Origin of the sequence: Dactylosporangium sp. CA-139066, from assembly GCF_050936175.1 — a bacterium.
Lineage (GTDB): Bacteria > Actinomycetota > Actinomycetes > Mycobacteriales > Micromonosporaceae > Dactylosporangium.
Genome location: NZ_JBNJNH010000001.1, coordinates 285,296 through 307,279 on the forward strand (window position 1 = coordinate 285,296; position 21,984 = coordinate 307,279).

Below are 21,984 nucleotides of genomic sequence, written 5' to 3' on the forward strand. Positions count from 1 at the left end.
ACGGTTTTGCGATTTCGCCGCACCCGAATTTGTGCTTGCCGCTCGGCCGACCTCGGGGCTGTTCGGCTCTGCCCGTTTCCGGGACTCCGAGGGCTTTGGCCGACATGTCAGGATGCTGGCGCATCCCGACATGTCGGATTTTTCGCCCGACGGGCGGCGTTCCTGCCTTCGCCGGTCTTGCATATGGCGAAGGCCGCCTGGACGGCAGTCCAGACGGCCTTCGCTCACCGGGGGGAACCGGGAATCAGAGCTTGACGTTGAATCGCGGATCGGCGGCGATCTTCTTGAAGCCGGCCAGCGCCTCGGGGGTGTCGTCGATGCGGATGTCGTGACCGCTCTGGTCGTGCGCGGTCTCGAAGTACACCAGACCCTTGATCTGGGGCATCTTCGCCAGCTGCGGCAGGACCGTGGCGTACACGTCGGCCTTGTTCTTGCCCACGACCGTCGGCGACGAGTCGTACACGCCCCACTCGGCGACCATGATGGGCTTGCTCGGGTGCTTCGTCGTGGCCCAGTTGTAGAAGCCGGGGAAGCTCGCGCTGTTGGTGCGGTTCATCATGTAGTTGAAGTCGCCGTAGTGGAAACCGCCCGGCTGCGCGTTGTTGTAGGTGTCCACGCCGACCCAGTCCACGACGTCGTCGCCCGGGTACATGTCGCCCCACCACGAGGTGTTGTTCCACTTCTCGTAGTTCATGTAGGCCACGACGAACACGGCGTTGGTGACCCCGTCGGCCTTCAGGCGCAGCGCGGTGTGGCGGAACATCGCCGCGAAGTCCTTGGCGGTCTGCCCCGAGCCGGCGGCCGGGTTGACGTCGTTCTCCGGCTCGTGGTGCAGCACCATGAAGAACGGCTTGTTGAAGTTGGCCTTGATGTACGTGGCGAGCCGGTCGATGCGCGCGTCCTCGTCGCCGCGGGCGACGTTGGCCCACTTGGTGCCGTAGCCGACCTTCCAGTTCAGCATCAGCGTGCGCGGGTGCGCCGGGTCGTTGGTCATGGCGATCTCGGCCTTGGTCGGGAAGAGCTCGTCACCCTTGTGGTACGTGTGGTAGATCGTCGAGGTCCGGCCGGACTTGGCCTCGAACGTCTTGAGCGCCTCGTCGCGCGGCACGTCGGAGAAGCCGCCGGCCGCCGCGCCCCACAGCACGCCGCAGGTCGGGACCAGCTTCGCGCCGGCGGTGCAGGTGCCGGGGTCCGCCGGCGTGGTGGCCGGGCTGCTCGGCGTGGTGGCCGGGCCGCTCGGGGTCGTCGCGGGGCCGCTCGGGGCCGGGCTGCTCTCGGTCGGCTTGGTGGTGGCGGCGCGCGCGACGGTCACGTCCAGGGCGGGCGCCCCGGTCGCGGCCTCGGCCGAGCGGAACCGCGCCGGGCTGTTCGACACCTTCGAGGTGACCGCGAAGGTGTACGTCCCGGCGCCCTTGACCACGGAGCTCACGTCGAAGGAGACCGACGTCGCGCTCGAGCTGGGCTTCGCGGTGGCGATGACGGCGCCGACCGCCGGGTCGTTCTTGGCCGTCAGCGACTTCTCGGTCCACGTCGTGTCGGCCACGCGGCTGAGCGAGATGGAGCCGGGCAGGGCCTTCGACTCGCGGGTCAGCGTGACCTTGGCGCTCTTGACGGTGGCGCCGGCGCCCGGGTTGGCGACGGTGAACTTCAGGAAGCCGATCATCGTGTCCCCGCCCTGGCGGCCGGCGACGAGGGTGGTGGAGGAGCCGAAGTTGTACGACGGGCGGCTGCTCGAGCTGTAGGTGTCGTCCGCGGCGCCCGAGCGCACGACGTCGGTCGTCTCCGCAGCGGCGCTGCCGCTGTAGACGGCGGTGCCCATTCCGGCACCGATGGCGAGCACGGCGATCGGCATCAATGTGCGGGCGTAGCGGCGAATCATCTATTCAGAACCCTTCCGTGGGTGTCGCGATCCTGTGAGCGGTCTTGCCGGCCGGCGTTGTCATCCGGACGTCCACAAGATTCGCGATGGCGAGGTACACCCCCGGTTCGCCGCAAGTTGCCGTTCGGGTGTCCGCCTTCCGGGGAGTCTGTCCACTGTGGACGTGTGCCGCGTGGCCCGCGCTCGGCCGCCGGTCTGCCGCCCGCCGGGTGGCCTGGTGTCGAAACGTTGCCGGTCGGGTATGTGAATCGCGTCCGTGATGCATCAGACGAACGGTCGGTTCCGGCAACCGACCGGTGACCGAATGCCAACGCTTACGAACTAGGCGCTCATTTCCGGCGAACGTAATGTTGGTCCGGTAAGCCGCAACACCCGGAAATGCCACATTTCAGACAGCAGCCCATCGTTACGATTCGAGGAGACTGAGATGACCCCGATGCTGATCTCGCGCCCGGCCGTTCACGTCGTCCCCGAGCTCGTGGGCGAGCGCTGCGACAGCTGTGGTGCTGCGGCGAAGCTGACCGTGACGTTCGGTACGGCCGGCGAGCTGTCCTTCTGCGGCCACCACGCGAACCGGTTTGCGGACCGGATCGCCGCGACGGCGGACAAGGTCGTCGTCGAGTCGGGCTTCGACTGGCGCGGCTGAGCCGTCCAGACAAAAGCGAACGTGGCGCCGCGGCATCATGCCGTGGCGCCACGCTGCTTTTCCGGGTGGATCGCGTCCGTCAGGCGGTCGGTCCTGAACACGCCTGGTTCGAGGAGCGTTGCCGGCCTTCGATCAGGGGGAACAGTGCCGGCAGGATGAGTTCGACCAGCCGGCCCCGCCAGTGAAGGCCCGTCCGGACCGACAGGGCCGAGTTGTCCGCCGCGGCCAGTGGCGGGCACGCGGGCGTGTGTGGTCGTTCATTACTTCCGGTTGAGCGGGCCGCTGTCGAACCGGCCTCGGTCATGGCAGGTCGTGGCCGAAGAGTGCGGCGATACGGCGCTGCCAGCCGACCAGCACCCGCGGTCGGCGCCCGGCCGAGTGGTTGAGGGATGGCGACCGCCCCGTGAGGTGCGGTGACGTGGCCTGCCGGCGCGGTGGGTGGTCACGTAGGCGCGGGGACCGGCCCTGGTGGCCGCGCGGCTGGCCGGTGTGGGGCGGGACCCCCGGGATCTTGTGCGTGAGCCGGTGCAGCAGGCCGCCCCCGGTGTGGACGTCGGACATTTGCGAACCTCCCCGACACGTACGGCGTACGGCTCGACGTATGCCGTACGCCGTCCACGTTAGACGTACGCTGTACGTCGCGTCAACGACCCGACCGGGGTCGCCCCGAGCCGGTGTTGTGGCGGTCGACCGCGTGTTGTCCGTTAAGTCGTAAAAAATCGGATATATGCCGGATAGCATCTTTGTGTGCGTCGCAAGCCGAGCCCTCGTCCGCGGCGGCCCGGGCTGGCGGGTCGCGAGGGGGCGCTGCTCGTCGCCGTTTTCGTGTCGGGGGCGGCGTTTCTGGCCGCGGTACCGGCGATGATCAGGGAATTCTCGTCCGTCCTGGCCGGCGGGACGGCGCTGGTGGCCGCCGGGGTCGCCCTGGCGCTGCTACGGCGGCGGTCGCGGCGGCTGGCGCGGTCGCTGGCCCGCTCCTCGGCCCGGCGCCGCGGGCTCGAGCGGGCGCTGCACGAGAGCGCCATCCGCGACCCCGTGACGGGCCTGGCCAACCGGGCGCTGCTGACCGCCCGGCTGGCCGACATCGGGCCGGGGGCGACGGTGATGCTGCTGGACCTGGACGGGTTCAAGGAGATCAACGACGACCTCGGGCACGAGGCCGGCGACCGGCTGTTGGTGCAGGTCGCCGGGCGGCTGCGGGCCGCGCTGCCCGACGCCGACCTGCTTGCCCGGCCGGGCGACGACGAGTTCGCCGCCGTGTGGCGCGGTGCGGCGCCGCGCGATGCGGCCGAGCGGGCGCTGGCGGCGCTGCGGCCGGCGTACCAGGTGCAGGGGCGCTCGGTGTACCTGACCGGCAGTGCGGGCGTGGTCGCGGCGGGGGCGGAGGCGACGTCCGCGGAGGTGCTGCGCGACGCCGACCTGGCGCTGGAGGCGGCCAAGGGCGGCGGCAAGGACCGGATCGTGTGGTTCGAGGCGGGGCTGCGCACCGCGGCCGACCAGCAGCGCGAGCTGGCCGTGGGGTTGCGCCGCGCGCTGCGCGACGGTGAGTTCGAGCTGCACTACCAGCCGGTGGTGCGCCTCGCCGACGGGCGGGTCACGGCCGTGGAGGCGCTGCTGCGGTGGCGGCCGCCCGGCGGCGAGCTCATCCCGCCCGGCGTGTTCATCCCGGTCGCCGAGGCCACCGGGCTCATCGTGCCGCTGGGCTGGTGGGTGCTCGGGCGGGCGTGCGTGCAGGCCCGGGAGTGGTACGAGCGGGCCGGCGTCAGCGTCACCGTGAACGTCGCCGCACACCAGCTGCGCGAGCCGGACTTCGTCGAGCGGGTGCGCGGTGCGCTGGAGGCCGGCGGGCTGCCCGCGGCCGCGCTCGTGCTGGAGGTGACGGAGAGCACGCTGGTCGCCGACGCGGAGTCCACCGCCCGGCTCGACGTGCTGCGCGGCGACGGGGTGCGGGTGGCGATCGACGACTTCGGCACCGGGTACTCGTCGCTGGCGTACCTGGTGCATCTGCCCGTCGACGTGCTGAAGATCGACCGGACGTTCATCGCGACCTCGGTCGACACGACGCTGATGCGCGCGATTTTGCAGCTGGCCGGCGGGCTGTCGCTGCAGACCGTCGCCGAGGGCGTCGAGACGGCCGAGCAGGCCGCCACGCTGCGCGCCCTGGGCTGCGAGCACGCGCAGGGCTACCTGTTCTCCCGTCCGGTACCGCCCGACGCCCTCGAGCCGCTGCTCTCCGGCCGCCTGGAACTCGGCGCGGCGCGGGCGGGGTAGCGTCCTCGGCTCGGGCCGCCGCTGGCCAGTCGTCTCGGCTCATTCGCGCCCCAGGCGTGGGGGAGCGGCCCGCTTCCGGGCCGCGCCGGGTTTGGTGTCGCGGCCTGCCGCTTCCGTTGGCCCGCTTCCGGGCCGCGCCGGGTTTGGTGTCGGCGGCCCGCTTCCGGGCGGCGCGGGTTCGGTTTCGGCGGCCTGCTTTTGGGCTGCGTCGGGTTCGGTCTCGGTGGGCTGACTCAAGCCGCTTCGAGCTTGGTGCGGCGCGGGCGGGGGAGCGGGGCCGGCCAGCCGTCGGCCTCGGTCGGTCGCCGGCTCGCGGTCGCCACGACGCGGTCGCGGCCGGCCTGCTTGGCGGCGTAGAGGGCCCGGTCGGCCAGCACGATCAGCTCGTCGGGGTCGGCGGTGTCGGCGGGCAGGAGTGCCGTACCGACGGAAACCGTGACGGCGCGGCGAACTCCGCGGCCCAGGTCGACCGGCTCGCCACCGACCGCCGCGTGCACACGGTCGGCCAGCTCGGCCGTGCGGGCCGCGCCGGCGCCCGGTGCGAGCAGCGCGAACTCCTCGCCGCCGTATCGGGCCAGGGTCACGCCCGGGCCGGCCGCGACGCGCAGGCGGGCCGCGACCTCGCGCAGCACGCGGTCGCCGGCCGGGTGGCCGAACGCGTCGTTGATGCGCTTGAAGTGGTCGATGTCGAGTAGTACGACGCCGAAGGTCCGGTCGCGTCGCGGCGCGCGGAGGCGGTCCTCGAAGGCGCGGCGGGTGGCGAGGCCGGTCAGCGCATCGGTCACCGCGAGGCGGTGCTGGTCGGCGACCAGGACGGCCACCCGCGCGAGCACGAGCAGGAACAGCAGGGCGCACGCGACGGCGATCAGCGGGACGTCGCGCGTTTTGCCGGAGTTGTACTGCACCAGCAGTACCGACGGCGGCAACAGTGCGGCGGCGGCCAGCGCGACCAGGCGCGCGAACGCCGGCCCGGCGCGGACCTCGGCCGGATGCCGCCGAGCGCCGCTGAGCAGCAGGAACAGGCCGACGACGAGGACCGCGAGGCCGGCGATGGGCTGCACGCGGCACAGCAGGCCGGCGGCGACGGCCAGGATGGCGCCGTCCGTCCCGCGCGCGGCGAAGATCGCCCAGCGTGGCCTCTGGTCACTGAACGTGCTCACGTGACTATGTTCCGTCATCCGTGGGCGAATTTCGCCCCCGAGTCAGATGATCCACAGTTCTCCATGTCACACCGGCGGCGTAGGTGTCGGCGGTGCGATCCAACCCTGTCTGCAACCTGAAGGACACGGCGGTGCTCTGGCGGGAGCGTGTCCTTGGTTGAGGCGAAGGGAGCAAGTCATGACGCCACAGCTTCTCGAACACGTCCGCGCCGAAGCGCTCTTCGTGTCGGACGTGCAGTCATCCGAGGCGCTCGACACCGACCGCGTCCGCCGGGCGGTCATGTTGAGCGTCCGCCGGCACGGGCCGCGCGGTTGCGCGGCGCTGGTCGCGCACGAGTTCGGCGAGCACCCCGACACCGCGGTGAGCCGGATGGGCTGGGTGCTCGACGCGATCCGCCAGGCATACGCGCGCGCTTACGCCTGAGCCGGTTTTTGTCGTACCCCGGAGGCAGAATCCGGGGTATGCGATTCGAGGACCTGGCCGGGGTGTCGAGGGCGGTGGCCGCCACGCCGGCGCGCAACGCCAAGATCGAGCTGCTCGCCGCCGCGCTGCGGGGTCTGGCCGAGTCCGGCGACGAGCGCACCGTGTCGGCCGGGGCCGGTTACCTCGCCGGTGAGCTGCGCCAGCGCCAGACCGGGGTCGGCTACGCGAGCCTCCGCGACCTGCCGCCGCCCGCCGCCGAGGCCTCGCTGAGCGTCGCCGACGTCGACATCGCGTTCCAGCGCATGTCGGAGCTGTCCGGCAAGGGCTCGCAGGCCGCCCGCAAGGCCGAGGTCGCCGCCCTGTTCGGCGCCGCCACCGATGCCGAGCGCCGTCTGCTGGTCGGGCTGCTCAGCGGCGAGCTGCGCCAGGGCGCCCAGGCCGGGCTGCTGGCCGACGCGCTGGCCCGGGCCGCCGGACTGCCCCTCGCCACGATCCGCCGGGCCCTGCTGCTCGCCGGCGACCTCAAGGCAGTCGCGGTCGACGCGCTGCTCGGCGGGGCCGAGGCCCTCGACGCCTATCGCCTCACCGTCGGCCGGCCGCTCTCGCCGATGCTCGCCTCGAGCGCGCCCAATGCCACCGAGGCCCTCGCCGCCACCGGGGTGCCGGCCGCCGCCGACATCAAGATCGACGGGGTGCGCATCCAGGTGCATCGGGACGGGGAAGTTGTCTCGGTGTATAGCCGCAGCCTCGACGACATCACCGCGCGCGTGCCGGGCGTGGTCGCCGCCGTCGCCGCGCTCGACGTGACCTCGGTGGTGCTCGACGGCGAGGCGGTCGGCGTCGACCCGGACAGCGGCCGGGCCATCCCGTTCCAGGAGACCGCCAGCCGCGCCGCGCGCCGCGACGGGGTGTCGATCCTGCATCCGTTCTTCTTCGACATCCTCCACCTGGACGGCGCCGACCTGCTCGACGAGCCGGCCGCGACGCGCTGGGCGGCGCTGGAGCGGGTCGTGCCGCCGGCCCTGCGGGTCGGGCGCACCATGCTCGACACGCCCGAGGCGGCGGAGGAGGCGTTCGCCCGCGCGGTCGCCGAGAGCCACGAGGGTCTGGTGATCAAGTCGGCCGCCGCGCCCTACGACGTGGGCCGCCGCGGCGCCGCGTGGGTCAAGGTCAAACCCCGGCACACGCTCGACCTGGTCGTGCTCGCCGTCGAGCGGGGTCACGGCCGGCGCCGCGGCTGGCTGTCCAACCTCCACCTGGGCGCCCGCGACCCGCAGACCGGCGGATTCGTGATGCTCGGCAAGACGTTCAAGGGCATGACCGACGAAATGCTGCGCTGGCAGACCGAGCGACTGCAGGCCCTTGCCGTCGAGGAGTCCGAGTGGGTCGTGCGGGTGCGGCCCGAGCTGGTCGTCGAGATCGCCTTCGACGGTGTGCAGACCTCGCCGCGCTATCCGGGCGGGGTGGCGCTGCGGTTCGCGCGGGTGTTGCGGTATCGGGAGGACAAGCGCCCGGAAGAGGCGGACACGATCGACACGGTCCGCGCGATTCACAAGGGCATGCCGTGAGCGGTCCGAGACGAGGCGGCGCCCGGCTCGGAGCCGGCGCCGCTCGCCATGGGCTCAGCCGTTACTCCCGCCGCTGCGGAAGCGAAGCGGAGGTGTCGGCATGAGCGGGCTCCGGTTCATCGCTCTCCTCGTCGAGGAGGCTCGCCGGCGCCGGGCCGCGGGCCTCGCGGCGGGCCAGGTAGACGAAGCCGTAGAGGGTCATCGCGGCGAAGAGCCACCACTGCAGGACGTAGCCGGCGTTCTGCAGGGCGTTCTGCTTCTCGGCCGGGACGGCGGTGAAGCCGCCGGCGGGCTGGTCGGAGCTCACGTAGGCGTCGAAGAGGGCGTAGGGGACCGCGGGAGCGATCGCCGACGGTGTGATGCGGCGGATCTCCGCGCGGCCGTTGACCTCCTGCGGCCGCCCGCCCCGGCTCTCCGGCGGCAGCAGGCGGCCGGCCACCGTCACGCTGCCCGCGGGCGCTGCGGGCACCTCGGGCGCGGTGAGCGCCCCGGAGGCCGCCGGGCGCACCCAGCCGCGGTCGACCAGCACCGCCGTGCCGTCGCTGAGCACCAGCGGCGTGAGCACCTCGAAGCCGACCGCGCCCTCGACGGTGCGCCCGCGCACGAGGATCTCGTGGGCCGCGTCGTAGCGGCCGGACACCGTCACCCGCGTCCACTCAAGGTGCTCGGCGGGCTGCGGCCCGACCGTCCCGGCGCCGCCGGTGGGGGCGCCGATCACCGAGGTCAGGGGCACGGGCGTCGCCGTGGTGCCGGCGTCGATGCGGGCGTTGATCTCCGCCCGCTGGTGGTAGCGGTCGAGCTGCCACAGGCCGAGCAGCACCATGACGGTCGCCGCGGCCACCGTCAGCGCGGCATAGCCGAGCCAGCGGGACGTCGCGAGAAACCGGTACACAACCATGCACGGTATCCCGTCCTCTTCCGGACGGTCGGGGTGGCGCCCGTTCGGTATCGTCCGGGACACACGTATGCCTCAGCGCCGGAGGAACACATGAGCACGATTCCGCGGCTGGTGATCAGCGCGCCGTCGTCGGGTCACGGGAAGACGGCGATCTCGGTCGGCCTGCTCGCGGCGTTGTCGGCACGCGGCTATCGGGCCGCCGGGTTCAAGATCGGGCCGGACCACGTCGACGCCGCCTATCTTGGCCTGGCCGCCGGCCGCCCCGGCCGCAACCTCGACCCGCGCATGGTCGGGGCCAAGCGGATGGGGCCCCTGTTCGCGCACGGCGCCGGCTCGCTCGACATCGCCGTGGTCGAGGGCACGATGGGCCTGTTCGACGGGCTCGCCGGGCGCACCGACAGCGAGTCCACCGCGCAGATCTCCGGCCTGCTGCGCGCCCCGGTCATCCTGGTCGTCGACGTCGGCGCGATGGGCCAGTCGGTCGCCGCGCTCGTGCACGGCTTCCGCGCCTACGACGAGCTGCTCTGGCTCGGCGGCGTCATCCTCAACCGGGTCGCCTCCAGCCGCCACGAGCAGCTGCTGCGCGAGGCGCTCGACGACATCGGCGTGCCGGTGCTCGGCGCCCTGCGCCGCCACGCCCTCACCGACGCCGGCGACGCCGGGGCCCCGCTGCCCTCCCGCCACCACGGCGTCGCCCCGGTCGTGCACCACAACATCGACGCGGTGCGGGCCGTGCGCCGCCTCGGCGAGGTCATCGCCGGCGCCGTCGACATCGACCGCACCATGGCGCTGGCCCGCTCCGCGCCCCGCCTGACCTCCGACCCGTGGAGCGCGGAGGCCGAGATCGCCGAGGCCGGCGCGAGCGACGCGGCCCTGTCCTCGCTCGCCGCCACCCGCATCGGCCGCCGCCCGCTCATCGGCGTCGCCTTCGCCTACCCGGAGACCGCCGAACTGCTCGCGGCCGCCGGCGCGGAGGTCGTGCCGTTCGACCCGCTGCGCGACGAGGCCCTGCCGACCGGGGTCGACGGCCTGGTCATCGGCGCCGCCCTCCCGGAGTCCTACGCCGAGGAGCTCACGTTCAACGGCCGGCTGCGCTCCGCCGTCGCCGCACACGCCGCGGCCGGCAAGCCGATCGCCGCCGAGGGCACGGGCCTGGTCTGGCTGTGCCGCGACTACAACGGCCGCCCGATGTGCGGCGTGGTGGACGCCTCGGCCCGCGAGACCGACCTCGTGGTCCTCGGCTACCGGGAGGCCACCGCCCGCTCCTCCTCGGTCCTGCTGCCCGTCGGCGCGCAGGTCATCGGCCACAAGATGCACCGCACGAGCATCAGCCCGCGGGCCGGCCTCCAAGCCGCCTGGACCTGGGCCGGCGGCCCGGCCGAGGGCTTCGTGCAGCGCGGCGTCCACGCCTCCTACCTGGGCCTGCACTGGGCCGGCACCCCGTCGATCGCGTCGCGCTTCGTCGCCGCCGCGGGCGCGACCGCCGCCCCGGCGCCGGGGCAGTGGAGCACGCCGTCGACCAGCCCGTATGGCCGGCCGTCCGTGCCGGTCATGACCTTCCCGACGGCGCCGGTGACCGCGGCCCCGGTGACGGCCGCGCCGGCGCCCGGCACCCCGAGCTACGCCTCCGAATACACCACGCCCGAGCCGCCGCCCCCGCCGCGCCTGCCCGGCACGGCGATCCCCGGCTCGATCCTGGCGAGCCCGGGCGGCCCGGGCTCGATCGCCGCCGCGCCCGCTTCGAGCCCGGCCGCCTCCTCGGTCTCGGCCCCGGCCGCGTCCGTCTCGGCGCCCGCCGGTCCGTCCGCCTCCGTCTCAGCTCCGGCCGCGTCGAGTTCTTCCGCCCCGGGCTCCAGGGCCTCCGGTACGGCCGCCTTCGGCACGGCTTCGGTCAGCTCGGCCGCCGTCGGTTCGGCGTCGGTGTCCGGGGTGGCGGTCGGGACGTCTTCCGTTCCCGCGGCCGGGAGCGTCGAGCCGCCCGCTTCCGCGCCGGTTTCGCCCGGGGCGTCGTCGCCGTTCGGGCCGGCGCTCGGGCCGGCGATGCCGACCCCGTGGACCTCGCCCGGCGGCCCCGGGCCGTCCGGGCTGTCGTCGGGGCCGTCCTCGTCGACCCCGCCGTCGTCCTCGCCCGGCCCGTCGTCGCCGGTCTCCTCGCCGGCGGTCTCTTCGTCCGCGGTCGCTTCGTCGCCGGTCTCCTCACCGGCCTCTTCGTCGGCGGTCGCTCCGTCGGCGGTTTCTTCGTCGCCGGTTTCTTCGTCGGCGGTTTCTTCGTCGCCGGTTTCTTCGTCGCCGGTTTCTTCGTCGCCGGTCTCCTCGGCGCCTGTTTCGTCGGCGCCGGTCCCGATGCCGTTCAGCTCCGCGGCCTCGCCGTCGGCCTCCGCGCTGCCCTCGTCGTCCGTCCTGGCGCCGGGCGGCTCCGACGAGTCGTCGTCCGGTGAGTCGAACTCGTCCGGGCGGCTTGCGTCCATGTCGGGGCCGGCGGCGCCGGTGTCCTCGCTGCCCGTGTCGGCGGCGCCCGCGGGCTCCGGGGCCTCCGACGTGTCCGCGGCCGCTCCGGTGTCGTCGGCGTCGGTTTCTGCCGCGTCGGTGTCGGCGGCTCCGGCTCCCGTTGCGGCGACCGATGGCTCCGGCGCGGCTGCCTCGGGCGCCGGTGATTCCGGGACCGTGGCGGATGCGGACGGCGACTCGGCGCCCGGGGGCGGTTCGTCCAATGGGTCGGATTTGTCGTTCGTGGCCGACTGGCCGGACTCATCGGGCTTGTCGGATGGTGAGGACGACGCCGCGGGCGGGCGGTCCGGGGGTGGGCTGCCGGCGGCGGGGCTCGTGACGTCGGGGCCCTGGTCCGCCCGTGAGGGTGACGACGAGGCGACGACGGTGCTGCCCGGGCTCGCCACCAGCGGTGCCGCCGGTGACAGTCCGGTCACCGAGACGGATGAGGCGAGCGTTGGGGTGCCTTCCGCGCAGAACGGGCCCGCGACCGGCTCGGGCCTGCCATCGTCTGGGGTTGTGCCGACGACCGTCCTCAACCTCGTGCCCTCCGTGCCGGTCCAGTCCGAATCGCCGCTCGGTTCGCCGTCTCCGGGCGGGGGTGAGCGGGGCGGCGGCGAGGGGCCGGCCACCTCGGCCGCCATGCCCGTGTCGTCGGCGCCGATGCCGCGCCCCAGCGCGCCGGTGTCCGCCGCGCCGAGCGGGGTGACGGCGATGCCGGCGGCCGACTCGCAGCTCGCCGGGGCCGGCGAGGAGCCGGGCTCCGGGTCGTATGCGTCGGCGGGGCGGGCCGGGGCCGAGGTCGCCGAGCAGGCGCCCGTGTCCGCGCCGCCCGTTTCGGCGCCGCCGTCGAGCGGGAGTTCTGTCGGAAGCGCGTCCATTCCGGCCGCGCCCGTGTCGGCGCCGGTGTCCGGGCCGCCCGGTTCGGTAGTGTCCGGTTCCGTGCCTTCTACGCCTGTTTCTGGATCTCCGTCCGATCCGTCCGTGCCCGGCGCCATTTCCGCGCCGCCGGCCGCCGGTCCGGCCAGTTCATTGTTCGGCGGAGCCGCCGGGTCGCCGGGTGCCGGTGACTCCGGCTCGTCGTTCGCGGGAGTCGCTGGGACCGTCGCCGGATCGCCGGGCGCCGGGAGTGCCGGGGCTTCGTTCGCGGGGACCGCTGGGGTCGACTCGGGGTCGTCGGGTGCCGGGAGTGCCGGGGCTTCGTTCGCAGGGACCGCTGGGGTCGACTCAGGGGCGTCGGGTGCCGGGAGTGCCGGGGCTTCGTTCCCGGGAACCGCTGGGGTCGACTCAGGGGCGTCGGGTGCCGGGAGTGCCGGGGCTTCGTTCGCAGGGGCCGCTGGTGCCGACTCGGGGTCGTCCGGTGAGGGCGGCGCGGGGTCGGTGGTTGCCGAGGGCGCCGGAGAGGCTGACGAGGACGGGAACGGTGGCGGGAAGCCGCCGGCCGGTGGCTCGAGCGAGGCGGCCTGATGTCCACGTGGTCGGTGGCGCTGCGACGCTTCCCGACGCTGATGGTGGAGACGCCGCGGCTTACCGTGCGGCCGCTGTGTGCCGACGACGACAAGCGGGTCGCGGAGATCTTCGCGGATCGGCTCGTGCGGCGGTGGCTGCCGGTGGCGCAGGATGAGCTGGGAGAGTTCGACGGGTACGCGTGGTGCACCGAGCTCGCGGTCGAACGGCGCGACAGTGGGGCCGGCGATCACTACGGGATCGTGCGGCGGGAGGACGAGCGGCTCGTCGGGTGCCTGTGGACGAAGAACACGGACTGGCTGACGCGGTCGACCGAGATTGCGTACGCGGTCGCGGCCGATGCTCGGGGCTACGGCGTGGCGCCCGAGGCCGTCGACGTGCTGGCGCTGTCGTTGTTGCTTGAGCATCGGTTTCAGCGCATCGAGCTTCGCGTCGCGCCCGGGAATGTGGCGTCGCGGCGGGTGGCGGAGAAGGCGGGGTTCACGTACGAAGGGCTGTTGCGCAACGCGGGGTCGCTGGCCAGTGGGCGGGTCGACCTTGAGAGCTGGTCGTTGCTGCCGTCCGACATCCGCTGAGCCGACGATCGGTCCGTCGCGTTGGCGGCCGGGCGGCGGGTCTGGGGTCGAGGTCGCTGACGCGTGCTGGGCGGAACACGTCAAGCTGGGGCCGGCGTTGGGCGGCTACGCGGGCCGCGGGTGGTGGTCGTCGGCTCGGGCAGTGGGTGCGGTGCCGGCCGCGCGATCGGGCCGGGCGTGCGGGCCGCAGAATTCGGGCGCCTACACCTGGCTGCGTCCGGCCGCGGGGGCGGCGCATGCGCGGTGCGAGTGGGGCTGACGCGGCGTGGGCGTTCGGGGCCCCGCGGCCGGACGCAGTCCGTCCGGCGTGGGACGGGTCTCGGGGCCGTGGAGTCAGTGGCGCTGGGAGACCGGTGCGGGCGTTGTGGGCTTCGCGTGGGTGGTGCGGGTGCGGGGCTTCGGCGCCGGTTTGCCGGTGATGGCGGCGCTGGGGGCCACGAAGTCCCGGACCGGGGCGCCGGCCAAGGCGTCGCGCAGGGTTTCGGCCACCGCCTCGCGGGGCTTGCCGGCGTTGCCGCTGCCCACGTGGTGCAGCGGGTTGTCGGGGTCGGCGATGAAACCGGCGATCGTCAAGGTGGGGGTCATGCCCACGAACCACGCGGAGCGGTCGTCGTCGGTCGTGCCGGACTTGCCGGCGACCGGGCGGTGGACCGTGGAGTACACGCGCGGGGCCGTCGACCAGCCGCCGCAGTCGCCCGTGGCGGCGCGGTAGCCCGTGACGCAGCGGGCGGCGTCCACGGCGCCGCGGGCCACGTCGGCGGAGACGACCTGGGAGCAGCGGGGCTTCGCCACCTCGACGCCCTTGTCGTCCCGCGCGGGGTTGCCGTCGGCGTCGGTGATCGACTCGACCGGGATGGGCTCGCAATGTACGCCGTCGGCGACGACGGTGGCGAAGGCGCCGGCCATCTCCAGGGGCGTGGTGTCGGCGACGCCCAGGGTGAAGGCGCCCCAGCCGCGGGCCTTGGCGGGGGAGGCCTGCAGCTTGTCGATGTTCGTGCGCCACTGCAGGCCCAGGCGCTCGGCCATGCGGACCGCCGAGTCGGCGCCGACGCGCTGTTCGAGCTGGACGAAGTACGTGTTGACGGATTTTCCGAAGCCCGACCACATCGTCTGGCGGCCGGTCATCGCGTCGGAGGCGTTGGACGGGCACCAGGAGTCGTTGCCGCAGTGGGCGGGGCTGTCGCGGCCCGTCTTGTACTTCGACTGGAAGGTCTTCGGGGCGTAGATCGCGGTCGACAGGGGCAGGCCCTGCTCCAGGGCGGCCAGCATGGTGAACATCTTGAACGTCGAACCGGCCTGGTAGCCGGCCATGTCGCCGCCGCCCAGCAGCGGGTTGACCGTGTTCGGGTAGTTGCCGCGCAGGCGCTTGCGCTGCCTCGGGTCGGAGTGCGGGCCGTTGCTGGCGCGGTCGAGGGAGTACACCCGGTTGACCGCCATCGCCCGGATCCGGCCCGTGCCGGGCTCGATCGCGACCTGGCCCAGGGCGTACGGGCTGCGGGCCTTCTCCCGCTTGAGGATCTGCTGCTGCGCGATCTCCTGGACGCGGGGGTCGAGCGAGGTCACGATGTTGTACCCGCCGCGGCGCAGCTTGTCGAGGCGCTCGTTGGTGGTGGCGCCGAACGCGGGCTGGCTCGTCCACCAGGTGCGCAGCATCGAGCAGAAGAAGCCCCAGCCGGGCTGGGTGGCGAGGCAGTCGTTCGGCGGCTCGGTGAGCTTCAGCGCGATCGGCGACGCGTGCGCGGCGGCGGCGTCGGGCGCGCTCAGGTACTTGAGGTCGACCATCCGGTCGATGACGTAGTCGCGGCGGGCGGTGGCCGCCCGGGCGTCCGCGCCCGCGGGGTCGTAGGCCGACGGCGCCTGCACGAGGCCGGCCAGCAGCGCCGCCTCGGCGACGGTGAGGTCGGCGGGCTTCTTCGAGAAGTACACCTCGGAAGCGGCGTGAATGCCGTAGGCGCGATGGCCGAAGTAGGCGACGTTGAGGTACCGCTCAAGGATCTCGCTCTTGCTCATGTGCTTTTCGAGCTCGATCGCGAGCTTCATCTCGCGCAGCTTGCGCGCGCCGGTCTGCTCGGTGGCCTCGTTGACCTCCGCCGGGGTGCTGGCGGAGTCGCGCAGGACGTTGCGGACGTACTGCATGGTGATCGTCGACGCGCCCTGCGACACGGCGCCGGCCTTCTGGTTGGCCACGAACGCGCGGGCGACGCCCTTGAAGTCGACGCCGTGGTGCTCCCAGAAGCGCGCGTCCTCGGCGGCGACGATGGCGTGCTGCACGTTGACGGACATCGAATCCAGCGAGGTGTACGTGCGGTACTCCTCGTAGAACTGCGCCAGCATGGTCGTGCCGTCGGCGGCGTACACGTGCGTCGTCTGCGCGGGCAGCGACTGGCGCAGCGCGTCCGGGGGCATGGCCAGGGAATCGGCGCCCTTCTTCGCGCCGGTGCCGCTGATGGCGGCGAGCGGATAGATCAGCGCCGCCACGGCCAGGCCGACGAGCAGCCCGGTCCGCAGGAGCGTCAGGAAGCCGCCGGTCAGCCGCATCGTGCGCGCGATCACATTCTTAAGCTAGGACAAATCGCCGCGCCGTACGCGACGATCGGCTGATGCTGCGGTTCCATGGCGATGCGGAGGTCGCGCCGGGCCTCGTCGACCTGGCGGTCAACGTCCGGCAGGAGGCGCCGCCGGCCTGGCTGACCGGGCCGATCGCGGCGTCGTTGGCGGACCTGGCGCGCTACCCCGACCCCTCCTCAGCCACGGCGGCGATCGCGGCCCGGCACGGCCGCCCGCCGTCGGAGGCCCTGCTGACCGCGGGCGCCGCGCAGGCGTTCACGCTGCTCGGGCCGGCCCTGCGCCCGGTGCGCCCGGTCGTCGTGCACCCGCAGTTCACCGAGCCCGAGGCGGCGCTGGTGACGGCGGGGCATCCGGTGACGCGAGTGCTGCTTTCCGAGGAGGACGGTTTCGTACTCAAGAATGCCGACATTCCGGATGAAGCAGACATGGTGGTGGTGGGCAATCCGACCAACCCCACCTCGGTGCTGCATCCCGCCGCCGACGTCGCCGCGCTGACCCGTGACGGGCGGATCACCGTCGTGGACGAGGCGTTCGCGGACACGATCCCGGGCGAACCCGAGTCGCTGGCCGGGCGCCGCGACCTGCCGGGGCTGCTGGTCATCCGGAGCCTGACGAAGACGTGGGGGCTGGCGGGGCTGCGGATCGGCTACGTGCTCGGGCCGCCCGAGCTGATCGACCGGCTGCGCGAGCACGCTCCACTGTGGAGTGTCTCCACGCCGGCGCTGGCCGCCGCGGCCGCGTGCGCCTCGCCGCTCGCGGTGGACACCGAGCGTGAGATCGCCACCCGGCTCGCGGGCGACCGCGCGCACCTCGTCGCGGCGCTCGAGCGGGCCGGCGTGGCCGTCGCCGGGCGGCCCGCGAGCTCGTTCGTGCTGGTCAGGGTGCCCGGCGGGGAGCGGGTGCGCGCGCTGCTGCGCGAGCGGGGGTTTGCGGTGCGACGTGGCGAAACCTTCCCGGGACTGGGTCCGGACTGGTTACGTATTGCCGTGCGGGACACTGCCACGAGTGACGCTTTCGTCGCGGTGTTGTCGAACGTACTGGGAGGGGCAACATGCTGAACGAGACAATCGCCGCGATCCGGCCGCTGGACGACGAGGCCGTCGCGGCCGCGCGGGCGCTGCAGGCCCGGCTCACCAAGCCGACGGGTTCGCTCGGCGCGCTGGAGGCCCTGTCCGTGCGCCTCGCCGGGCTCGCCGGGGCCTGCCCGCCCCCGATCCCCGAGCCGGCCGCGCTCGCGATCTTCGCCGGCGACCACGGCGTGCACGAGCAGGGCGTGACGCCGTGGCCGCAGGAGGTCACCGCGCAGATGGTGGCGAACTTCGTCGCCGGCGGCGCGGTCGTGAATGCGTTCGCGCGCCAGGCCGGGGTGGCCGTGACGGTGGTGGACGTCGGCGTGAAGGCCACCCTCGACCCGGCCGACGGCCTGCTCGACCGCAAGGTGCGGGCCGGCACGCGCGACCTCAGCGTGGAGCCGGCGATGACGCGCGAGGAGACCATCCGCGCGATCGAGGTCGGCATGCAGGTCGCCGAGGACCTGGTGGCCGGCGGCGCCCGGGCGCTGCTCACCGGCGACATGGGCATCGCCAACACCACCCCGTCGGCGGCGCTCATCGCCGCGTTCACGCACGCCGACCCGGCGGCCGTGACCGGGCTCGGCACCGGCATCGACAGCGAGACCCACGCCCGCAAGCTCGCCGTCGTCACCTCGGCCGTCGTCGGGCTGCGGGCCGAGGACCCGATCGACGTGCTGGCCGCGGTCGGCGGGTTCGAGCAGGCGGCGCTGGCCGGGTACATCCTGAAGGCCGCCGCGCTGCGCGTGCCCGTCGTGCTCGACGGGGTCATCGCCGCCGCGGCCGCGCTCGCCGCCCACGCGCTGTCGCCGCTGTCGGCGGGCGCGATGGTCGCCGGGCACCGGTCGGCCGAGCCCGGCGCCACGGTCGCCCTCGGCTATCTTGAGCTCGAACCGCTCGTCGACCTCGGCCTCCGGCTGGGCGAGGGCACCGGCGCCGTACTGGCGCTGCCGATCGTGGCCAGTGCTGTCCGCGTGTTGCACGAAGTCGCCACTTTCGACTCTGCTGGAGTAGCCCACAAGTGAACCCCTACCCCCTCGGCTTACAGCTCGACGGGTTGCGCGTCCTGGTGGTCGGCGGCGGCGCCGTCGCCACCCGGCGCGTGCCCGCGCTCCTCGCGGCGGGCGCGGACATCGTGCTCGTCTCCCCGCACATCACCCCGGCGCTGCGGGCGCACGTCGACGCGGGCCGCCTCACGTGGCGGGCCCGCCGCTTCGAGCCGGCCGACGTCGACGACGTCTGGCTGGTCCACGTCGCCGTGAACGACCCGGAGGCGGGCCGGGCGATCAGCGAGGTCACCGCGGCCCGGCGGATCTTCACCGTCCGCGCCGACGACCGCCACGCCGCGACCGCCTGGACGCCCGCGGTGACCCGCCACGGCCCGGTCACCGTCGCGGTCCTGGCCGGCGGCGACCCGGTCCGCGCGGTGGCGGTGCGCGACGCCATCGGGGAGCGGCTGGTCAGCGGGGAGTTCGACGCGGCGGGGCCCGCCGCCGCCGACGCCCGGCCCGGCACGGTCGCGCTGGTCGGCTCGGGCCCCGGCGACCCGGAGCTGCTCACCGTGCGGGGGCGCCGCCTGCTCGCCGCCGCCGATGTCGTGGTCGTCGACCGGCTCGCCGCCGGCCTGCTGCTGGACGAGCTGCGCCCCGAGGTGGAGCTCGTCGACGCGTCCAAGATCCCGTACGGGCCCTCCGCGGCCCAGGAGGAGATCAACCGCGTCCTGGTCGATCGCGCCCTGGCCGGCAAGTTCGTGGTCCGCCTCAAGGGCGGCGATCCGTACGTCTTCGGGCGCGGCGGCGAGGAGGTGCTGGCCTGCGCCGCGGCCGGCGTTCCGGTGATCGTTGTCCCCGGGGTCACGAGCGCCATCGCGGTGCCCTCCTCGGCCGGCATCCCGGTGACCCATCGCGGGGTGGCCCACGAGTTCACCGTCGTGTCGGGGCACCTGGCGCCGGACCACCCCGAGTCGCTGGTCGACTGGGCGGCGCTGGCTCGGCTCCGCGGTACCGTCTGCGTGCTCATGGGGTTGAAGAACCTGCCGGCCATCGCGGCGGTGCTGCAGGCGCACGGGCGAGGGCCGGACACGCCGGTGGCCGTGCTGCAGGAGGGCACGACCCGGGATCAGCGCACGGTACGGGCGACGCTGTCCACGGTCGCGGACGCGGCCAAGGAGGCGGCCCTGCGCCCGCCGGCCGTGATCGTGATCGGTCCCGTGGTGGACGCTCTCGTCCAGTAAGCGGCTTTTGTCCGATACGCCAGGTCGCACGGGCATCCCACCCGCTTTAAGCCCCGTCGGGCGAAAAATCGGATATGTCCGGACACGAAGTGTTCGGACATATCCGCTGCAAGAGTTCGGGGCGCTCCCGCGAAGGAAGCGCCCCGAAAAAGACGAGCGTCAGGAGCGGTCGAGCTCCAGAGCGCACCGGATCAGGCCCAGGTGCGAGTACGCCTGCGGGTGGTTGCCCAGCGCCCGCTCCGTCATCGGGTCGTACTCCTCCGGGATCAGCCCCGTCGGACCGGCGCACTCGATGAACTGCGCGAACAGCTCCTCCGCGTCCGCGCGGCGGCCGGTGCGCAGGTACGCCTCGATCATCCACGTGGTGCACAGGTGGAAGCCGCCCTCGACGCCCGGGAGGCCGTCGTCCCAACGGTAGCGGTACACCGTCGGGCCCTCGCGCAGGTCGGCCTCCACCGCCAGGACGGTGGCCAGGAAGCGCGGGTCGTCGTCCTGCAGGAGGCCCGAGAGGCCGATCCACAGGACCGAGGCGTCCATCTCCTCGTAGCCGTAGGCGACCGTGTAGGCGCCGATCTTGGCGTTCCAGCCCTTGTCGAGGACGTTGTCGGCGATGGTCGTGCGCAGGGTGTGCCAGACCTCGGGGACCGGGCGGCCCTGGCGCTCGAAGAGCTGGATGCCGCGGTCGACCGTCATCCAGCACATGACCTTGGAGTACACGTAGTGGCGAGGGCGGCGGCGGGCCTCCCAGATGCCGTGGTCCGGCTCGTGCCAGCGGCGCTCGACGGCCTCGACCATCGCGTTCATGAGCGCGAAGTCGCCCTCCTCCGGCGGGCGCACGTCGGCCAGGGCGCACAGCAGGTCGGCGACCGGGCCGAACACGTCGAGCTGCACCTGGCCGTTGGCGGCGTTGCCGATGCGGACCGGGCGGGAGCCGGCGTAGCCGGGCAGCGCCTCGATCACGGCCTCGGGGCCGAGCTCGGTGCCGTCCAGGGTGTACAGCGGGTGGAGCCGCTCCGGGTGGCCGTCGGTGTTGTCGGCGACGCGCAGCGTCCAGCGCACCAGCGACTCCGCCTCCTCGGTCGAGCCGAGGTCGACCAGCGCCTTCGCGGTCAGCGAGGCGTCGCGCAGCCAGCAGTACCGGTAATCCCAGTTCCGGGAACCGCCGATCTCCTCGGGCATCGAGGAGGTGGCCGCGGCGAGGATCGCGCCGGTCGGCTTGTGCCACAGGCCGCGCAGGGTGAGCGCGCTGCGGCGCACGAGGTCCTTGGCGACCGACGGGAGCTTGAGCCCGTCCGACCAGTCGCGCCAGGCCGACTCCGCGGCGATCTGCCGCTCCGCCAGAGGCACCCGGGGCGCCTCGATGGAGTCCGTACCGAGGCGGAGCTCCAGCATCGCGCTGCCGCCCATCGCGCCCAGGTCGACGGTGGCGCGGGCGAGGTCGCTGTGGCCGTCGGAGCTGATCTCCCACTCGATGCCGGGGGAGTACAGCGCGATCGGCTCGTTGCTGCCCAGCACCAGCAGGCCGTCGTCGCCCAGCGGCTGCAGGCGGATGTGCACCTGGCCGAAGTCCGGGCGGGGCACGAAGTCGATGCGGGCCCGCGAGCTGCCCGACAGGACCCGGATGAGGGCGTTGCCGGTGCGGTGGTGGTCGAGCCAGTCGGTGACCGTGAGGCCCGACCAGCGCGTCTCGACCGTCATCGTGCCCGGGCGGTACCGCTGCCCGAGCGGGGTGCCGCCCTTCTCCGGCTGCACCGTGAAGTGCCCCGCGGCGGTGTCGCCGAGCAGGTCGGCGAAGACCGCGCCGGAGTCCGGCTTCGGGTGGCACAGCCAGGTCACCCGGGCGGCCGGGGTGAGCAGGGCGACGGTGTGGGTGTTGGAGAGCATCGAGTGCCGCTCGATCGGCACCGCCTGCTCGCCGAAGAGCCAGCGGCGGCGGGTGTACAGCAGCAGCTCCAGCACCGCGATGGCCTCGGCGTTGCCGGCGATGTTGAAGCGGGCCTGCGTCTCGTCGCCGGCGCCGACCTTGATGCCCAGGTCCGGGCCGTGCAGGTGGGCGAACGCCTTCTCGTCGGTCGCGTCGTCGCCCAGGTACACCACGGCGCTGGCCGACACCTGCATGCGCAGCGCGTCGACGGCCAGGCCCTTGTCGGTCGGCACCACCGACAGCTCGATGACCTCCTTGCCGGTGGTCACCTCGATGTCGGGCCACAGCGCCGCGCCGCTGCGCACCGCGTCGAAGACCCGCTGGGCCACGTCCCGCGGCGCGGCCCGGGTGTGTACGGCGATGCTGGCCGGCTTGCCTTCCAGGCGTACACCCGGCTGGTTGTTGCAAATGGCGTTGAGCGCGGCCTGCAGCTCGGTGCGGCGCTGCTGGCGCTCGAACGGAAGCTCGTCGACGAAGCCGACGTCGAACTCGGATCCGTGGCTGCCGACCAGGCGTACCTCGGCTGGGAGGCGGGAAAGGGCGGCCAGGTCGCGAAGAGCCCGCCCGCTGATCACGCCGACCGTCGTCTGCGGCAGCGACGACAGCGCGCGAACAGCGGCTACGGATTCCGCGGTCGGGGTTGCCTTGGTGGGGTCCGCGACGATCGGCGCGAGGGTGCCGTCGTAGTCACACGCCACCAAGAGGTTGGGCACGCGGGCGACGCGTAGCACCGCCGCGCGGAGGTCCGGGTCGAGCGAGAGGACGTTGCCTGTCGCCGAGGTCTGGTTCATGTCCGGCCTGTTCGTGGGAGTTG

The 21,984-nt window shown here is 73.5% G+C and carries 15 protein-coding genes; 9 read left to right on the plus strand and 6 right to left on the minus strand.

Going from position 1 to position 21,984, the window contains the following annotated elements:
- Nucleotides 1-244: 244 nt before the first annotated feature.
- Complete coding sequence (locus ACQEVU_RS01340) at nt 245-1,879, minus strand: CBM96 family carbohydrate-binding protein (RefSeq protein ID WP_433319241.1); 1,635 nt, start codon at nt 1,877-1,879, stop codon at nt 245-247.
- Nucleotides 1,880-2,306: 427 nt separating this feature from the next.
- Between ACQEVU_RS01340 and ACQEVU_RS01345 the strand changes: the two genes are divergently transcribed.
- A complete protein-coding gene (locus tag ACQEVU_RS01345; protein ID WP_433319244.1) occupies nt 2,307-2,525 on the plus strand; it encodes a DUF7455 domain-containing protein in 219 nt (72 codons plus the stop codon).
- A 300-nt stretch (nt 2,526-2,825) separates the two neighbouring features.
- On the opposite strand, the gene ACQEVU_RS01350 is transcribed toward ACQEVU_RS01345, so the two are convergent.
- Nucleotides 2,826-3,086 carry a hypothetical protein gene (locus ACQEVU_RS01350; protein WP_433319247.1) on the minus strand — a complete coding sequence of 87 codons (261 nt, stop codon included), beginning with the start codon at nt 3,084-3,086 and terminating at the stop codon, nt 2,826-2,828.
- A 186-nt stretch (nt 3,087-3,272) separates the two neighbouring features.
- On the opposite strand from ACQEVU_RS01350, the gene ACQEVU_RS01355 reads away from it, so the two are divergent.
- Nucleotides 3,273-4,796 carry a putative bifunctional diguanylate cyclase/phosphodiesterase gene (locus ACQEVU_RS01355; protein WP_433319249.1) on the plus strand — a complete coding sequence of 508 codons (1,524 nt, stop codon included), beginning with the start codon at nt 3,273-3,275 and terminating at the stop codon, nt 4,794-4,796.
- Nucleotides 4,797-5,029: 233 nt separating this feature from the next.
- Here ACQEVU_RS01355 and ACQEVU_RS01360 read toward each other — a convergent pair whose 3' ends face one another.
- Nucleotides 5,030-5,956, minus strand: coding sequence for a GGDEF domain-containing protein (locus ACQEVU_RS01360; RefSeq protein ID WP_433319251.1), 927 nt, complete (start codon nt 5,954-5,956; stop codon nt 5,030-5,032).
- Between the two features lie 178 nt (nt 5,957-6,134).
- On the opposite strand from ACQEVU_RS01360, the gene ACQEVU_RS01365 reads away from it, so the two are divergent.
- Both ACQEVU_RS01365 and ACQEVU_RS01370 read left to right on the plus strand, forming a co-directional pair.
- Complete coding sequence (locus ACQEVU_RS01365; RefSeq protein WP_433319253.1) at nt 6,135-6,380, plus strand: hypothetical protein; 246 nt, start codon at nt 6,135-6,137, stop codon at nt 6,378-6,380.
- 38 nt (nt 6,381-6,418) lie between these two features.
- Entirely contained in the window at nt 6,419-7,948 is a 1,530-nt protein-coding gene (locus ACQEVU_RS01370) for an ATP-dependent DNA ligase (RefSeq protein WP_433319256.1), read from the plus strand.
- 61 nt (nt 7,949-8,009) lie between these two features.
- Here the strand turns inward: ACQEVU_RS01370 and ACQEVU_RS01375 are convergent, their stop codons facing one another.
- Nucleotides 8,010-8,846 carry an SURF1 family cytochrome oxidase biogenesis protein gene (locus ACQEVU_RS01375; protein ID WP_433319259.1) on the minus strand — a complete coding sequence of 279 codons (837 nt, stop codon included), beginning with the start codon at nt 8,844-8,846 and terminating at the stop codon, nt 8,010-8,012.
- Nucleotides 8,847-8,936: 90 nt separating this feature from the next.
- Here ACQEVU_RS01375 and ACQEVU_RS01380 point away from each other — a divergent pair, with 90 nt between their 5' ends.
- Nucleotides 8,937-12,800: a cobyrinate a,c-diamide synthase gene (locus tag ACQEVU_RS01380; protein WP_433319261.1), complete on the plus strand. Its 3,864-nt coding sequence runs from the start codon at nt 8,937-8,939 to the stop codon at nt 12,798-12,800.
- The gene (locus ACQEVU_RS01385; RefSeq protein WP_433319264.1) at nt 12,800-13,375 is read left to right on the plus strand and encodes a GNAT family N-acetyltransferase; all 576 of its coding nucleotides are present in this window, start codon (nt 12,800-12,802) and stop codon (nt 13,373-13,375) included. The genes ACQEVU_RS01380 and ACQEVU_RS01385 overlap by 1 nt, the downstream gene beginning before the upstream one ends.
- 333 nt (nt 13,376-13,708) lie before the next feature.
- Here the strand turns inward: ACQEVU_RS01385 and ACQEVU_RS01390 are convergent, their stop codons facing one another.
- Nucleotides 13,709-15,928 (minus strand): transglycosylase domain-containing protein, encoded by a 2,220-nt coding sequence (locus ACQEVU_RS01390; protein WP_433319267.1) that lies wholly within the window; start codon nt 15,926-15,928, stop codon nt 13,709-13,711.
- 47 nt (nt 15,929-15,975) lie between these two features.
- Between ACQEVU_RS01390 and cobC the strand changes: the two genes are divergently transcribed.
- The 3 genes from cobC to cobA are packed head-to-tail and all read left to right on the plus strand — an operon-like array spanning nt 15,976 to nt 19,246.
- Nucleotides 15,976-17,001 carry an Rv2231c family pyridoxal phosphate-dependent protein CobC gene (cobC, locus tag ACQEVU_RS01395; RefSeq protein ID WP_433319270.1) on the plus strand — a complete coding sequence of 342 codons (1,026 nt, stop codon included), beginning with the start codon at nt 15,976-15,978 and terminating at the stop codon, nt 16,999-17,001.
- The gene (cobT, locus tag ACQEVU_RS01400) at nt 16,995-18,038 is read left to right on the plus strand and encodes a nicotinate-nucleotide--dimethylbenzimidazole phosphoribosyltransferase (protein ID WP_433319272.1); all 1,044 of its coding nucleotides are present in this window, start codon (nt 16,995-16,997) and stop codon (nt 18,036-18,038) included. The genes cobC and cobT overlap by 7 nt, the downstream gene beginning before the upstream one ends.
- Complete coding sequence (gene cobA, locus ACQEVU_RS01405; protein ID WP_433319274.1) at nt 18,035-19,246, plus strand: uroporphyrinogen-III C-methyltransferase; 1,212 nt, start codon at nt 18,035-18,037, stop codon at nt 19,244-19,246. The genes cobT and cobA overlap by 4 nt, the downstream gene beginning before the upstream one ends.
- Before the next feature lie 159 nt (nt 19,247-19,405).
- On the opposite strand, the gene otsB is transcribed toward cobA, so the two are convergent.
- Nucleotides 19,406-21,961: a trehalose-phosphatase gene (otsB, locus tag ACQEVU_RS01410; RefSeq protein WP_433319277.1), complete on the minus strand. Its 2,556-nt coding sequence runs from the start codon at nt 21,959-21,961 to the stop codon at nt 19,406-19,408.
- Between the last annotated feature and the right edge of the window lie 23 nt (nt 21,962-21,984).